General features: G+C 42.0%; 14 protein-coding genes. 2 read left to right on the forward strand and 12 right to left on the reverse strand.

Going from position 1 to position 14,821, the window contains the following annotated elements:
• Nucleotides 1-71: 71 nt before the first annotated feature.
• From bamB to ACFI4Z_RS05250, 9 genes are all read right to left on the reverse strand, one after another.
• Nucleotides 72-1,250 (reverse strand): outer membrane protein assembly factor BamB, encoded by a 1,179-nt coding sequence (gene bamB / locus ACFI4Z_RS05210; RefSeq protein ID WP_462669643.1) that lies wholly within the window; start codon nucleotides 1,248-1,250, stop codon nucleotides 72-74.
• A gap of 9 nt (nucleotides 1,251-1,259) precedes the next feature.
• Nucleotides 1,260-1,880, reverse strand: coding sequence for a YfgM family protein (locus ACFI4Z_RS05215; protein WP_462669644.1), 621 nt, complete (start codon nucleotides 1,878-1,880; stop codon nucleotides 1,260-1,262).
• Nucleotides 1,881-1,896: 16 nt separating this feature from the next.
• Nucleotides 1,897-3,177, reverse strand: a complete 1,281-nt coding sequence (hisS, locus tag ACFI4Z_RS05220; protein WP_462669645.1) for a histidine--tRNA ligase — start codon at nucleotides 3,175-3,177, stop codon at nucleotides 1,897-1,899.
• Between the two features lie 121 nt (nucleotides 3,178-3,298).
• Nucleotides 3,299-4,417: a flavodoxin-dependent (E)-4-hydroxy-3-methylbut-2-enyl-diphosphate synthase gene (gene ispG / locus ACFI4Z_RS05225; RefSeq protein WP_462669646.1), complete on the reverse strand. Its 1,119-nt coding sequence runs from the start codon at nucleotides 4,415-4,417 to the stop codon at nucleotides 3,299-3,301.
• A 5-nt stretch (nucleotides 4,418-4,422) separates the two neighbouring features.
• The gene (locus tag ACFI4Z_RS05230; RefSeq protein WP_462669647.1) at nucleotides 4,423-5,262 is read right to left on the reverse strand and encodes a RodZ domain-containing protein; all 840 of its coding nucleotides are present in this window, start codon (nucleotides 5,260-5,262) and stop codon (nucleotides 4,423-4,425) included.
• On the reverse strand, nucleotides 5,259-7,193 hold the full coding sequence (pilW, locus tag ACFI4Z_RS05235) for a type IV pilus biogenesis/stability protein PilW (RefSeq protein WP_462669648.1): 1,935 nt from the start codon (nucleotides 7,191-7,193) through the stop codon (nucleotides 5,259-5,261). The genes ACFI4Z_RS05230 and pilW overlap by 4 nt, the downstream gene beginning before the upstream one ends.
• A gap of 113 nt (nucleotides 7,194-7,306) precedes the next feature.
• A complete protein-coding gene (gene rlmN, locus ACFI4Z_RS05240) occupies nucleotides 7,307-8,437 on the reverse strand; it encodes a dual-specificity RNA methyltransferase RlmN (protein WP_462669649.1) in 1,131 nt (376 codons plus the stop codon).
• A 156-nt stretch (nucleotides 8,438-8,593) separates the two neighbouring features.
• The gene (gene ndk, locus ACFI4Z_RS05245) at nucleotides 8,594-9,025 is read right to left on the reverse strand and encodes a nucleoside-diphosphate kinase (protein ID WP_008111339.1); all 432 of its coding nucleotides are present in this window, start codon (nucleotides 9,023-9,025) and stop codon (nucleotides 8,594-8,596) included.
• Nucleotides 9,026-9,192: 167 nt separating this feature from the next.
• Complete coding sequence (locus ACFI4Z_RS05250) at nucleotides 9,193-9,870, reverse strand: DUF4760 domain-containing protein (RefSeq protein WP_462669650.1); 678 nt, start codon at nucleotides 9,868-9,870, stop codon at nucleotides 9,193-9,195.
• 375 nt (nucleotides 9,871-10,245) lie between these two features.
• Here ACFI4Z_RS05250 and trhP point away from each other — a divergent pair, with 375 nt between their 5' ends.
• Complete coding sequence (gene trhP, locus ACFI4Z_RS05255; protein WP_462669756.1) at nucleotides 10,246-11,646, forward strand: prephenate-dependent tRNA uridine(34) hydroxylase TrhP; 1,401 nt, start codon at nucleotides 10,246-10,248, stop codon at nucleotides 11,644-11,646.
• Nucleotides 11,647-11,649: 3 nt separating this feature from the next.
• Nucleotides 11,650-11,895 carry a YfhL family 4Fe-4S dicluster ferredoxin gene (locus tag ACFI4Z_RS05260; protein ID WP_462669651.1) on the forward strand — a complete coding sequence of 82 codons (246 nt, stop codon included), beginning with the start codon at nucleotides 11,650-11,652 and terminating at the stop codon, nucleotides 11,893-11,895.
• Nucleotides 11,896-11,963: 68 nt separating this feature from the next.
• Here the strand turns inward: ACFI4Z_RS05260 and dld are convergent, their stop codons facing one another.
• The 3 genes from dld to ACFI4Z_RS05275 are packed head-to-tail and all read right to left on the reverse strand — an operon-like array spanning nucleotide 11,964 to nucleotide 14,661.
• Complete coding sequence (gene dld / locus ACFI4Z_RS05265) at nucleotides 11,964-13,652, reverse strand: D-lactate dehydrogenase (protein ID WP_462669652.1); 1,689 nt, start codon at nucleotides 13,650-13,652, stop codon at nucleotides 11,964-11,966.
• 13 nt (nucleotides 13,653-13,665) lie between these two features.
• A complete protein-coding gene (locus tag ACFI4Z_RS05270) occupies nucleotides 13,666-14,064 on the reverse strand; it encodes a ribbon-helix-helix domain-containing protein (protein ID WP_394189124.1) in 399 nt (132 codons plus the stop codon).
• A 39-nt stretch (nucleotides 14,065-14,103) separates the two neighbouring features.
• Nucleotides 14,104-14,661 (reverse strand): DJ-1/PfpI family protein, encoded by a 558-nt coding sequence (locus tag ACFI4Z_RS05275; RefSeq protein ID WP_462669653.1) that lies wholly within the window; start codon nucleotides 14,659-14,661, stop codon nucleotides 14,104-14,106.
• Between the last annotated feature and the right edge of the window lie 160 nt (nucleotides 14,662-14,821).

Genomic DNA, 14,821 nt, shown 5'->3' on the forward strand with positions numbered 1-14,821 from the left:
ACTACCTCTTTAAAAAACAACAAAAGGCTTCGCAGTGCGAAGCCTTGTAAAAATACATGTAGATTAGTGTGTTAGTTAGGTATGGTTACCGCACTAACTTCACCATCTCGGGTGTATAAAATCAGTTTATCGTCTGCAACAACTGGCTCAACAAAAAAGCCTGAGCTGTCGAAGTCTTCGCGCGATACAAGCTCGCCTGATTCTTTATTTAGCCAGTGTAAGTTACCTTCTTGGTCACCTAATGCTAAATAATTCCCTGCTACCGCAGGCCCTGTCAAATACCAACCACGAAGAGCGGGTTGACTCCAGCGTTCAATGCCAGAGGTTTTATCTAATGCGTATACAACACCATCGCTATCAACAACGTAGATAGTCAAAGCGTCCATCGCTATTTCACGGTAGCTGCTGTATTCACGTTTCCACACAACATTACCAGAGCGAATATCAACCGCTGCTAAGTTACCATTATAGGCGATAGCATAGGCATATGGGCCGCTAATAAGTGGGCGAGTGTCAACATCAACAAGACGTTCAAACTCAGATGCACCTTTAGGCGTCGCTATTTCAGCACTCCATGCAGAATAACCACTTTCAGAAATAAGTACGCTTAGCTTTCCAGTTTCAAGCCCAACCAGAACACCGCCATTAGCCACAGTCGGTGAACTTTGACCGCGAAGTGTCAATGGGGGGACTTCTTGCTCGTGACTCCAACGCTCTTCACCGGTATCTGGATGAAGCGCAAGTAGTTTGCCCGAACCTAAATTAACAAAAATTAATCCATCACCGGCAGCAGGAGAAGCAAGTACTTCACCTGGTACGTTTTTACGCCATACTACTTCACCGGTTTCACGATCAAGGGCAATTAAAAAACCATGCTCTGAACCAACAAATAATTTGCCGTAGGCTTGTAGTATACCACCAGATAACTTGGCGCTGATATCACTTTCCCATGGCCAAAATGTAGAATTCTCACGTACGTCTGTTTCCCAGAGCGTATCGCCAGTTTCAACTGATAGCGCTTCTATATCACCATCACGACTGGCTACAAAAACGTGATCTTTATAAATTGCAGGTGTTAAGCGAGAAAAGTAATGTTCTACTCCATCACCAATGCTTTCTTGCCACACGACGTTAGTTTCAAACTGATTAACGATTTCAGGCAATACAAGTTCTTCTTCGTCATCACTTGATGAGCAACCAACAAGGGTGGCCATACATAAAGCAATACTTGCCGCTGTTAACTTTTTCATGGTAACCCCTTATGCCGCTGGGCTAGTTACTGCTAAGTCATCAAGTTTGATTTGCAATAATGGGTTGTTTTCAAGGCCACCTGCATCGGCTGCTGTTTGATAAGCAAGGCGTGCTTGCTCAGCGTTCCCTTGCGCTAAATATATATCGCCTTTAATTTCGGCAACAGCCGCTTTGTATGCGTCGTTTTGTGTTTTGTCTAATGTAGCTAATGCATCATCGTATTGTTTTTGAGCAACTTGTACACGCGCTAAACGCGTAACTGCTGTTGCTTTTAAGTCAGCATTATCAACATTTGCCATAACCCAAGTTAATTTCTCTCTTGCTACGTCAAGTTGACCTTTTTCTACCGCTTCTTTTGCTGCAACAAATGACGCAAGTACGCTGTAATTAGAGTCTTTATTTTCAGCAATAAATGTATCGGCTGCGCCTAATACTTCACCACTTTCTACTAATGTAGTGTAAGCATCAGATGCACTTTCTGCTGTTGTAATTTGGTGTTGGTTATATGCTTTCCAGCCGTATAAACCGCCTAAACCGATAACTATACCTAGCGCAAGTGATACGCCATTTTCGCGGAAAAACCGTTTAATTGCTTCTGCTTGTTGTTCTTCTGTTGAATAAATATCCATTATTACCTCTAGTGTTTTAGCTTTGTACTAGCTCAGCTAAAAGCGTTTTAACTTGTTCTAATTCTAAGGTGACTTGTTCTTTACGTTCACGTAAATATTTAACAGTCACTACGCCTTGTTCTAATTCATCTTCACCGATAATAAGTGCTACAACTGCGTCACTTTTATCTGCGCGTTTAAGCTGTTTTTTAAAGTTACCAGCGCCAGCGTGAACCATGACTCTAAGTCCTGGTACATCGGCACGTAGTTGAGCTGCGATTAGTGGGGCCTGAATACTTGCCTTATCACCCATTGCAGCCAAATATACATCAGCGTTGCGGCGTATGTCACCTACACATTCTAATGCTTGTAACAGTAATACCAAACGCTCAAGGCCCATGGCGAATCCAACAGCGGGCGATGCTTTACCACCTAATTGCTCAACTAACCCATCATAACGACCGCCAGCACATACAGTGCCTTGCGCGCCTAGGCTGTCGGTAACCCACTCAAATACAGTTCGGTTGTAGTAATCTAAACCACGAACGAGTCGTTCATTTACCGTGTATATGACGCCTGCAGCGTCTAAACGTTCACATAAATTTTCAAAATGTTCTTTTGATTCAGCATCTAAATGTTCTGACAGTTTTGGTGCATCGACTAAGATGGCTTGAACATCTGGATTTTTGCTGTCAAGTACACGCAATGGATTTGAGTGCATGCGACGCTTAGAATCTTCATCTAATACGTCAACATGCTGTTCTAAATAGCTAATTAGCGCATCACGGTACTCTGCACGGGCTTCATTTGAACCCAGTGAGTTAAGTTCTAAGCGAACATGGTCACTGATACCAAATTGTTTCCATAGTTGCGCAGTAAGCAAGATAACTTCTGCGTCAATATCGGCTGTTGCAATGCCGAATGTTTCTAAACCAAATTGGTGAAATTGACGATAACGGCCTTTTTGAGGACGTTCGTGTCTAAACATTGGACCCATGTACCATAAGCGTTGCTCTTGGTTATACAGTAATCCGTTTTGGTTACCAGCACGCACACACACTGCAGTGCCTTCTGGGCGAAGCGTTAGGCTATCGCCATTGTTATCTGCAAAAGTGTACATTTCTTTTTCTACGATATCGGTTACTTCACCAATAGAGCGTTTAAAAAGATCGGTTGATTCTACAATTGGAAAACGAATTTCTTGATAACCGAACGATGCGACCGTCTCGCGTAAAATGCTTTCTACTTTCTGCCAAACTTGGGTGTCGCCCGGCAGACAATCGTTCATTCCACGTATTGCCTGAATTTGTTTTGCCACTGATAAATCCTAAAAACTGTATTTGCGCACAGGGGTGCGACAACAAAAATGCTAAAAATTGACCCGCTATTATAGCTGGCATGCGTGCGGCAAACCACCCAGTTTGCCGACTATATTAACTTTATTCGACGATTTTAACGTCGATTGGGGTCTGTTGCTCTTTCTGCGCGATAAAATCACGCACATAGCCTTCAAGTTGATCGACAATATTATTATTATCGATTCGCGCTTTTTGGCGCTCGCCATTGATATATAAACCAGAACGACGATTTGCGCCGGCTAAACCAATGTCGCTAACGAGAGCTTCGCCTGGGCCGTTAACTACACAACCAATGACTGAAACCGAAACGGGTTCTATAATATCTTCAAGGCGCTCTTCAAGTTGGTTCATGGTGCTTACAACATCAAACTCTTGGCGCGAACAGCTTGGGCAGGCGATAAAGTTAATACCACGAGAGCGGATACGCAATGATTTTAAAATATCAAAGCCGACTTTAATTTCTTGTACGGGGTCTGCGGCTAGTGATACGCGCAATGTGTCGCCAATGCCTTCTGCGAGTAACATACCCAAACCAACAGCCGATTTAACTGAACCTGAGCGCATTCCGCCAGCTTCAGTGATACCTAAATGTAATGGCTGATCGATTTCTTTAGCCAGCAAGCGATATGCGCCAACAGCTAAAAATACATCGGACGCTTTTACTGAGATTTTGAATTGATCAAAGTCCAAACGTTGTAAAATTTCAACATGGCGCATGGCTGATTCAAGTAATGCTTCAGGCGTTGGTTCACCGTATTTCTCTTGCAAGTCACGCTCAAGAGAACCGCCATTTACCCCAATACGAATCGGAATATTGTGCTCACGTGCAGAATCGACCACAGCGCGAATACGTTCTTCACTGCCGATATTACCTGGGTTTATACGCAAACAATCAGCGCCATACTGCGCTACTTTTAAAGCGATGCGGTAATCAAAGTGAATATCGGTCACAAGTGGAATAGTCACTTGCTCTTTAATGCTTTTAAATGCTTCAGCGGCAGCCATGGTTGGCACGGATACGCGAACAATATCGGCTCCCGCATCTTGAATCGCTTGAATTTGAGCTACAGTGGCATCAATATCCATGGTATCGGTGTTGGTCATTGACTGCACAGCAATAGGTGCGCCATCACCAATAGGGACATTTCCGACATTAATACGGGTTGATTTTCTGCGTTTGATTGGAGATTCTGAAAACATAGCGACTACTCTGCTAATGGTAAATTAAATTTGGCTAAACGATTCTTAGGAAAGTTCGAAATATCGATGGCTTCACCATTGAGTGTAATTTCAACTACTTGGTGTTTTCCTAATACCACTGAAAAAGGAGGCGTGCCTGTTACGGTCATTTCATAGCCTGCTTTTTTTACGCCAAAAGCGACTTTTTCGCCTTCACCGTCATGTATTTCTACCCAGCTATCTTCGTTAAACAACATTACAACCGTACTTAAGCCATTTTGTTCTTGTTGCGCTGGCTCAGTAACTGGCTGTTCAAGCACTTTTGTTGGCTGTTCAGGAGCTTTGTATTCAAGCTCAGGTTGAATTGATTCTGCTTCGTCAGTGTTAACTTGTTGAGGCTCTGGTTGCGTTATGTCGCTTACGCTCAAATCAATCAATGGCTTGGTTACAGTTTGTTGGTTTAATGGGGTTGAATTTTGCCACCACCACAATGCTGATGAGCCAATTGCTATAGCTAAAATAATATAACTGACAAGCATTAATCGACTGTCATGTGCTTCTTTTTCAGTGCGCTTTGAGAAGCTCTGCATATTCGATTTTTTTATGGTCTCCTGGCTTTCAGGAAATAATGCCATTACGGCTGCGCTGTCTAAATTAAACTCGCGGCAATAACATTTAGCATACCCTTTTACAAAAGTTGCAGGGCCGAGTAAGTGGTGTTCGTCATTCTCTAAATGCTGTAACTGCAACACCGATAGTTTTAATTTTTCAGCCAATTGTTCAAGGCTAACACCTGCCGCTTCACGGCCTGTTTTTAATGTTTGGCCTAAGCTTGGTTGAGTTGATTCTGTATTTTCATCATTCATAATGCGTATGATTCGGGATCCACTAGTAAGAGTCTATGCCCAGGTTTGAGAGCAATATCTGGGCTTAATTTATTCCATCGCATTAACTGATCAATTAACAAGCGACGCTCTGTGGCAATACTATACAAAGTATCGCCTGCGTTTATTTTATAAAATATATTGGGGTTATTAAGGTAAATTTTAGTTCCATTGACCAGTCGATCAGATTCTCTTAACCCATTCCATTGGAGTAATTTTTGTAGTCTAACATTGTATCGTACTGAAATGCTAAATAGGTTTTCACCGGCCTGTAAAATATGAAACGGAATAGCAGGAGGTGATAACCGTGAGTTTAACAGTGGTGCTTCGTCAATCGGGTCAATTGTATTAAATTGTACTGTAGCTTGGCGGTTATTTCGTGATGCAAACACAGCTGCATTTTTTACTGGTTGATAAAACTCAACTTGCTCACCTACTGATTGAGCATCATTTTGCCTCGGTTGCGTTGTCTTGACATCCGTTTGTGCACTTAGCATTTGTTCGGTTTTTGGTGCACCAAATGAAACAATTTTAACCCCATCTTTTGGCTCGTTTGCGGTGCGAGTTGGTTTAGCTACTCTGGGTTTTGCAGGCGTAGAAGCAGACACGCCTAACGTTTCTACATTTGACGTAAAAAAACCATCAGAGGCAGGTGTTGGGGCCTGCTTTTCATTATTTAAATTTGCCACCGATAGCGCAGAAAAAACGGCTTGTGCATTAGAGTTTGTTTTTGCAAGAACAGGCTCGCTTTCTTGAGAAGACAAGGGAGCTGTGGTTGCTACAGCGGTTAATGCACCTATTACCGCGTTAGTATCAATTGGCGTGTCATCGATATGAATACTTGCAGGGATCAAGGTTGCTTCATTTGTTTGCGGTTTTTGTGGTTCTTCACTGTTTGATTGTATTTTGGTAACTGAAGCGCTGGCGTCTTCTGCTGTGCGAGTAGATGAGTCATTTTGTGTAGCTTTTGTCGACTCAGTTGCAAGCTCTACTTTTGCTGCTGCAAATTGAGGCGCCTTTTTCTTTTTTACAATGCGCATTTTCGGGTTTGCATTCACCATAACAGTTGAATTTTCAGACTTAAACTCATCAAGTTTTGCTTGGCGATATTTAAATCGTAGAATTTCAAATTCACTTTGTTTTAAGCGTTGTTCGCGAATTAAAACGGCTTCATTTGACACAGGGTACGTTTGTAATATGGTTGCAGCGGTGGCCTGGGCTTTTTCTATATGGCCCATACGTTGATCAATTAAATAATTCAAAAGTAGTGAGCGTGGCGAGACTTGACCTGATTTTTCATATCGAGTGAGTAATTCTTGTGCTTTATGTAAATCACTTTTTGCGTAATACAGCGCAGACAAGCTAATAATTGAGGATGCGCGCATCGAGCTGTGCTTGATTGCAGAAAGAAAGTACTTCTCAGCTTGTTCAAAGTCGTTAAATTCAATTGCACATAAGGCCAAGTTTTCATAACTTTCTGCAACACGGATATAACTTGGGATTTCAATGGCTTTTATAAATTGTTCAGTTGCGCGATCGTATTCATTAATACCACATAAAAACACTCCATAGTTATTACGAGTATTTGGATCATTAGGATTAATTTTTAGCGCTTTTTGATAGGCGTCATCTGCTAGGCTGTCTTCACCGACTTGTTGATAATAATAAGCAAACGAGTAGTGTACTTCAGGCAAGTCTGGCGCAAATGAGGCTGCGCGTTCTAAGTTATACTTGGCCTGAGAGCTGTTGCCGGTATTGAGGTATTCTAATGCAAGTGCAATACGTGTGCGCGCTGCGCCAGTATTATTGATGGTGTTCTCGACAACGGGTTTATCATTGCCTTCGTAACTGTTTTCAGTCACACAGCCACTTAGCACAATGACACTGGCCGCTAAAGCAAGTAAAGATCGCATTACCTTATCTCTTATTATTATCCATATCAGCCTATCTTACCGAAAAGCACTTGTGTTGCATCAACTTTTTCAAATTTTAATGTTTAAACACAAGTACTTTAGGGCTTGAGCCGTTAGGCTTGCTGGATATTGACCGAAATTGCGTTTTCATCACGCATTTTCTTTTTCGCCATACGCTTAGTACGGTCAACCACATCACCCGCTAATTGACCACAAGCAGCATCGATATCGTCCCCTCGAGTACGGCGTACAATACATGTAATGCCGCCAGCTTGTAACACCTTAGAAAAACGGTCTATACGACTGTTGCTTGAACGGGTGTATTCATTACCTGGGAAAGGGTTGAATGGAATTAAGTTTACTTTAGATGGTGTGCCCTTAAGCGTTTTAACCAGTGCGTGCGCTTGATCAGTGCTGTCGTTCACGCCATTAAGCATAACGTATTCAATAGTAACGTCTTTGTTGGCTTTAGAGCCATCAATGTAACGACGACAGGCAGCTAAAAACTCTTCAATTGGGTACTTTTTATTAATTGGTACTAAAATATCACGCAGTGCGTTATCTGGCGCATGAAGCGAAATAGCTAAAGCAACGTCGATTTTTTCTTTTAACAAATCAAGTGCAGGTACTACTCCTGAGGTACTTAACGTTACGCGGCGTTTAGATAAACCAAAACCCCAATCGTCCATCATTAGTTCCATTGCTGGAACTACGTTTTTAACGTTGAGTAATGGTTCACCCATGCCCATCATTACCACGTTAGTGACTGGGCGCTTTTCACTATTGCCATCAAGGCCGATATCCTTGGCAACGCGCCAAACTTGACCGATGATTTCTGACACTTTTAGGTTACGGTTAAAGCCCTGTTGAGCTGTTGAACAAAAAGTACATTCAAGGGCGCAGCCAACTTGTGATGATACACACAACGTTGCACGCTCTTTTTCTGGGATCCAAACAGCTTCAACCTCTTGACCGCCTTCAAGTACTAAAGCGTACTTAATAGTTCCGTCACTTGCTTGTTGGCGTACTGAGATCTCAGGCGCGACGATTTCACATTCGTTTTTTAGCTTTTCTTTTAGCTTTTTGTTTACGTTGCTCATGTCGTCAAAGTTATCAACGCCAAAATGATAAATCCATTTCATCACCTGATCGCCACGAAATGGCTTTTCACCGAATGACACAAATAACTCGCGCATTGCATCTCGGTTTAAATCTAATAAGTTAATCTTTTTTTGCTCGGTCATGAAACAACCTCAATCAGTGACGGTGGTGATAAAATTTACGGGGATGAATTGTACACAATTCGACCAGTTTAGTCATTAGCTAAACATTTTAAATTGCTTAGCTAATCACTAAAAAAGGGCCCGAAAGCCCTTTTTATTTTGCACAGCGCGTTCGAATTAACGAGTACGTGGGCAAAGCTCTTCGTCAGCGAAGAAGTAAGCGATTTCGCGAGCAGCAGATTCAACAGCGTCAGAACCGTGAACAGCATTTTCGTCGATGCTATCAGCGTAGTCTGCACGTAAAGTACCAGCTAGTGCTTCAGCAGGGTTAGTAGCACCCATGATTTCGCGGTTTTTAAGAACAGCGTTTTCGCCTTCAAGAACGGTAACCATTACTGGGCCAGATGTCATGAAAGAAACTAAAGCACCAAAGAAAGGACGCTCGCTGTGCTCAGCATAGAAACCTTCAGCTTTCTCTTGTGAAAGGTGAACCATTTTAGCTGCAACGATTTTAAGGCCAGCAGTTTCGAAACGGTTGTAGATAGCGCCAATGTGGTTTTTAGCTACTGCATCAGGTTTTACGATTGAGAAAGTACGCTCTAAAGCCATCTTTATGCTCCAATAATTTTTAAGTAAAAGTGTGAATATTAACGGGCGCGAATTATACGCGTTTTAGGCAAGAAATCCTAGTTTTATTAAAAACTAGCTTGATTTCAGTTTAGTGACTGATTAATTTCAACTGATGCTTTGTTTGGGTTCGTATTTATTCACAGAACCTATGTTAGATTTTTAGTCGTATTTATTAGCTCTTTTTCCCTTTGAGATAATTCTTTGATTTTTTGTTGTTTGCAAGAATTATGAGGTGAGCTTTTATCAAGGATCAAGTCTAAATTGGTTGCTGTTGTATGCAATTCACGTAAACTAGTTTGTAACAGGCTAGATTGAATTGCTTTTTCTTTTAATCGTTGAATTTTCCATTTGATCGCTAAACGAGTAAACATCAAGAAATACTTGGGGTTTTCTTGTTGTGAATAAATAATATAAGGCTGAAATGATTCATACATAATCACTACAGTTGAACCATACGCCCGATACAGAAGTTTTTCATCAAATGTTTTGGCTAATATACCATTAGCTACACTTTCCCATTCATTCAACAGCAAGTCTAAGTTATCTGAATGATGAATATATTTACTTATGGGTAGGTTTTTTGCTAATCGAAGTTCCCGAGTAGCTCTAAATGCCTTCACGATCTCTTTATTGTGCTTGTAAGAAGCTTCAAAATCTAAAGCATTTTTTTCTCTAGATATTTGTTTTTGTAATGTAAAACCGAGGATAGCAACAGTTGAAGCAATAATAGACGCTAGAATTGGGGCCGGTATTGGGAATGAATGATTAAATAAGACCAAAGCGGCTAAGGTTAGTATGAATAGAAAAATTGGTTTAATACTCAATTTTTATCCTCAACTAGTAATAAAAGAAGAGGCCAAAGCCTCTTCTTTTTAATATTGATGGAGTTAAGTCCATTTCTCTTCATCAGGACTGTAGACCGAAATAAACATACTTATTCCTCTAAATTGCTACATAACTATTAACACAAATTATGTCTAACAAATCGGGTAAAATCAACATAAATTTATGTCTTCACGTTTTATGTAATTTAGCGTATGGGGATAATAAAAACAAATTAAGACAAAAATGGCTTTTGTTGATTCTGATCAACATAAAGCTACCTTAAACACCATACACTCTCGCGCTTCATTTAATCTCAATTTTCATGCAACTGATTTGCACTCAGTTCGATGTATGGAGCGCGCATGCCGTCAGCTATTTCTACCCCTAATTCATCTACCCCAGATCTTTTTGTGCCTGAGTTGCTATCGCCAGCAGGCAGTTTAAAAAATATGCGTTACGCATTCGCCTACGGTGCAGATGCCGTGTATGCGGGGCAGCCTCGTTACAGTTTACGGGTGCGAAATAATGAATTTGATCTCGATACCCTTAAAACAGGCATTAACGAAGCTCACGCACAAGGTAAAAAGTTTTATGTGGTATCCAATATTGCGCCACATAACGCCAAAGTGAAATCGTATTTACGTGATATTGAACCGGTTATTGCGATGGGGCCAGATGCCTTGATCATGTCTGATCCGGGCTTAATTATGTTAGTGCGAGATAAATGGCCTGATATGCCCATTCATTTATCAGTGCAAGCCAACGCAGTTAATTACGCCAGCGTTAAGTTTTGGGCAAAGCAAGGCATAGAGCGCGTTATTTTATCGCGCGAGTTATCACTTGAAGAAATTGCTGAAATTCGTGAATTATGCCCTGAAACAGAATTAGAAGTATTTGTGCATGGTGCGTTATGCATGGCTTATTCAGGGCGCTGCTTGCTCTCAGGTTACATAAATAAACGCGACCCTAACCAAGGCACTTGCACCAATGCATGCCGCTGGGAATACGACGTAAAACCTGGCACTGAAAACGAAACCGGTGAAATGGTACATAAAATTGACCCTAAAGCAGTTATACCTACGTTAGGGGAGGGTACTCCAAGTAACGACGTATTTATGCTTGAAGAACAAGGCCGCCCAGGTGAGTACATGCCTGCGTTTGAGGATGAGCACGGTACTTACATCATGAATTCGAAAGATTTACGCGCCGTGCAATACGTTGAACAATTAACAAAAATGGGCGTGCACAGTTTAAAAATAGAAGGGCGTACTAAGTCATTTTATTACGTAGCCCGTACTGCACAGGTTTATCGTAAAGCAATTGACGATGCCGTTGCAGGTAAGCCGTTTGATGCAGACTTATTTAAAACACTTGAAAGCTTGGCACATCGTGGTTACACGGAAGGCTTTTTAAAGCGCCACGCCCATCAAGACTACCAAAACTATGAATACGGCCACTCGGTCTCTGATAAACAGCAGTTTGTTGGTGAAGTGCTTGGCCGAGATGAAGATGGGTTAGTGCAGATTGACGTAAAAAATAAGTTTTGCGTGGGGCATTCACTGGAATTAATGACACCGCTTGGTAATTTTAACTTCACGCTACAAACGATGAAAAACAAAAAAGGCGAGGAAATTACTGATGCAAAAGGGTCAGGCCACGTTGTAAAAATACCACTGCCAGAAAGTATTGATTTAGAACACGCCATTTTAATGCGTAATCTTGATGAAAACCAAGATACCCGCAATCCGTTTAAAAAAGCCGTGGTTAGTGATTAAATCATGGCTTTACTCATAAATAGTAAATGCATTAACTGTGACATGTGTGACCCCGAGTGCCCAAATGAAGCCATTTACATGGGTGCTAAAATTTACCAGATAGACCCAGAGAAATGCACTGAATGCGTTGACCACTACAACAAGCCGACTTGCGTGAGTGTATGTCCCATTGATTGTATTAAACCTGATCCTAATCATCGCGAAAGTATCGATGAACTGGCAGAGAAATATGTCAGGTTGACGGGCTAACTTTTAGTGCACCGTACTGAAGCTATTGAGTACTGTACGCTTTTAAGCATGGACTCATTGCCAAAAACTCACTCAGCGTAATCACGTTTTTTAGACATACCGCCGATGCCTGCATTTAAGGTGTTGGTTGGGTCTAAATTGCGGTAATTATCAGCCAGTGCGGGTTTTGCATGGTAATGATGCCCTACGTTGTGTTCCGCTGGATATTCAGCGCCGCGTTGCTCTAATAGCTCAAGCAGGGCGGTTTTAACTGCTGCGCAGTCTTCACCTTTTTTTACTAAGTAATCTTGATGAAATACGTGGCATAAAAAGTGGCCGTAATAGAGTTTGCTAATGAGCTTATTGGTGATGCTAGGTGGCAGTTTTTCAAACCAATCGGTGTCGTTACGTTTTAAGGCAATATCCAGTGCGAGTATATCTTCTACTTGGTGGTGATTTATTTTGGCGTATTGCACAGCAGCGCCTGCGGCTGCAAAACGCAGTAAATAGGCTGCTTTAGTTTCTTGTTCGCTGCACTGAAAAAAGTCGAGCTGATATTCTTTTTGTACTTGCTCAAGTAACGCTAAGGTGTGTTGATAAGCATTGCCTTTAACGGTCAAGATTAATTGATGTTGATATTGCGTATTATACTGTTTTAGTGTTTGAGGCGTTTGGCTTGGGAATAGCTTGCTAAATCGGTAAACGAGCTTATCGACGGCGTTTTTTGGTAACAAAGGCAGTTTTTGGCAAACTGTATCCAACTGGCGTTTTATATTGAAAAATTTGGGCAGCCAGTTAGTGCCTAAGTTCTTGATTAAAAGCACGGTGTCGCGGCCATAATCATCAGCAAGTTCAAACATATCACGATGTAAATACTCAGCATAAACTGGCAGGCTGGTGGCTTGCTCAAGTACTGTTTTACGTACAGCTTGCAATGCGCTGCTGGAGTTAGTGCCCAAATAAAATGTATGTTCAAGCTCATTTTTAGCAAAGGTGTCTACACGCACAGCAAATACCGCGAGTTTACCTGCACAGCCACTGGCTTGATGTAAGCGCCTAGGATCTGCGTTGAAACGTGCTGGCGTATCTTGATCTGTTTTTCTTACCCAATCGGCGTAGTCGCGGTCGGATGCTTGTTTTGAGGTGGTTTTGATATCAGACTGAGTATAATTTTTATTTTGTAAGTTAGTGAGTATTTGCTCGGGCGTGGTGCCAAGCTCAATATCAAGGTTGTTAACTAAGCTGACTGTGCCATCGGCGTTTATTTGTGCATACAAGGCCAGCTCTGTGTAGGCTGGACCTCGTTCTACCAGTGCGCCTCCGGAGTTATTGCAAACACCGCCGACAACTGATGCCCCAATACATGATGAACCGATGACTGAATGTGGTACTCGTCCAAACGGTGCGAGTGCTTTTTCTAATGAGAATAAGCTGGCACCTGGCAATGCGACAATTTGTTGCTGTGCGGGCAGTACCTGGATATCTTTAATACGCGTGGTGTTAATGATCACTGTATTACGGTCGCAGTTTTCAGTAGGAGTAGAGCCACCCGTTAACCCTGTATTAGCAGCTTGCATAATAATAATCACTCCCGCGTCTACGCAGGCGTGCAAAATATGCCATTGCTGTAATAACGTCTCAGGCTTTACAACTGCAAGTGCCGGGCCATGACCTTCTCTAAAGCCTTTACGGTACGGGGCTGTTGCGCGTTCAGAAGTTAGTACATGCCGCGCGCCTACTAGGTCTTTTAACGAGGCAATAAGTGATAAGTGTGACATTTATGTTCTCAGATCAGTTTATAGCTGGTTTTATAGGTGAGTCTTCAAAGCGTGTTTTGCGAAGTGTTGCTCGAAGTTGTTCCTGCTGTAAAACCTGTTTGGCATCGATATCGTTAAGAGCCGCTGTTTCCTCACGCGTTATATCGCCATCTGCCACCAGCGATAAATAGCGTGAGCAACAAACCCGCAAGAAGGACGTAAAGTTGCCAATATCATGGTCAGCATCTAGGGATTCAAGGTATAGTTTGGTGATCATTTGATTAACGGTCATTTGGTCACGAAACGCCACTTCAGCTAAAATATCCCAAAAGAACTCTTCGAGACGAATAGAGGTGACTACGCCATCAATGCGTAAAGATTTGGTACGACATGTCCATAATCGGCTGTCAGCATTTATAAAAAGTTGGCACATCTCATTCACCCCTTGATGCTTTATACGTTGATATTATGTTTATAACAATGCCACAAATTGCTTTAACATGGCAGGGTGGGCAGGCCATGCAGGCGCAGTGACTAATTGGCCGTCGGTTATTGCGCCGTCCATAGGTAGTTCAACATATTCTGCACCGGCCATTTTTACTTCAGGTTGGCATGCAGGGTAAGCAGATACTTTTTTCCCTTCAATAACACCAGCAGCTGTTAATAATTGCGGGCCATGGCAAATAGAGGCGATTGGTTTGTCTGCCTTGGCAAAATCTTGGATGATTTCAATCACAGCAGGGTTTAAACGTAAATATTCAGGGGCACGGCCACCAGGTAAATACAAAGCATCGTAATCAGCGGCATTTACATTGGCGAACGTCGCGTTGAGTGCAAAGTTGTGACCACGTTTTTCTGTATAAGTTTGATCGCCCTCAAAATCATGGATTGAGGTTGCTATGGTATCACTGGCTTTTTTATCAGGGCATACAGCATCAACATCATGTCCCATTGCTAATAACGCTTGAAAAGGCACCATGTTTTCATAGTCTTCTACAAAGTCACCCGTGATCATAAGTACTTTAGCCATTTTATGCTCCGTTTTTGTGTGTAAATAAGCGTAGGGAAAGTATCCTACGCATTGTCGATTTCTAGTAAAACATACACAAATCGGGAACGGGTAATATGTCAATACTACACGTTTGATTGGTAGTGTATTAAAGCAAATATCGTTTAAGGATATGTGAACG

This window comes from Pseudoalteromonas sp. RWi3 (assembly GCF_054960735.1).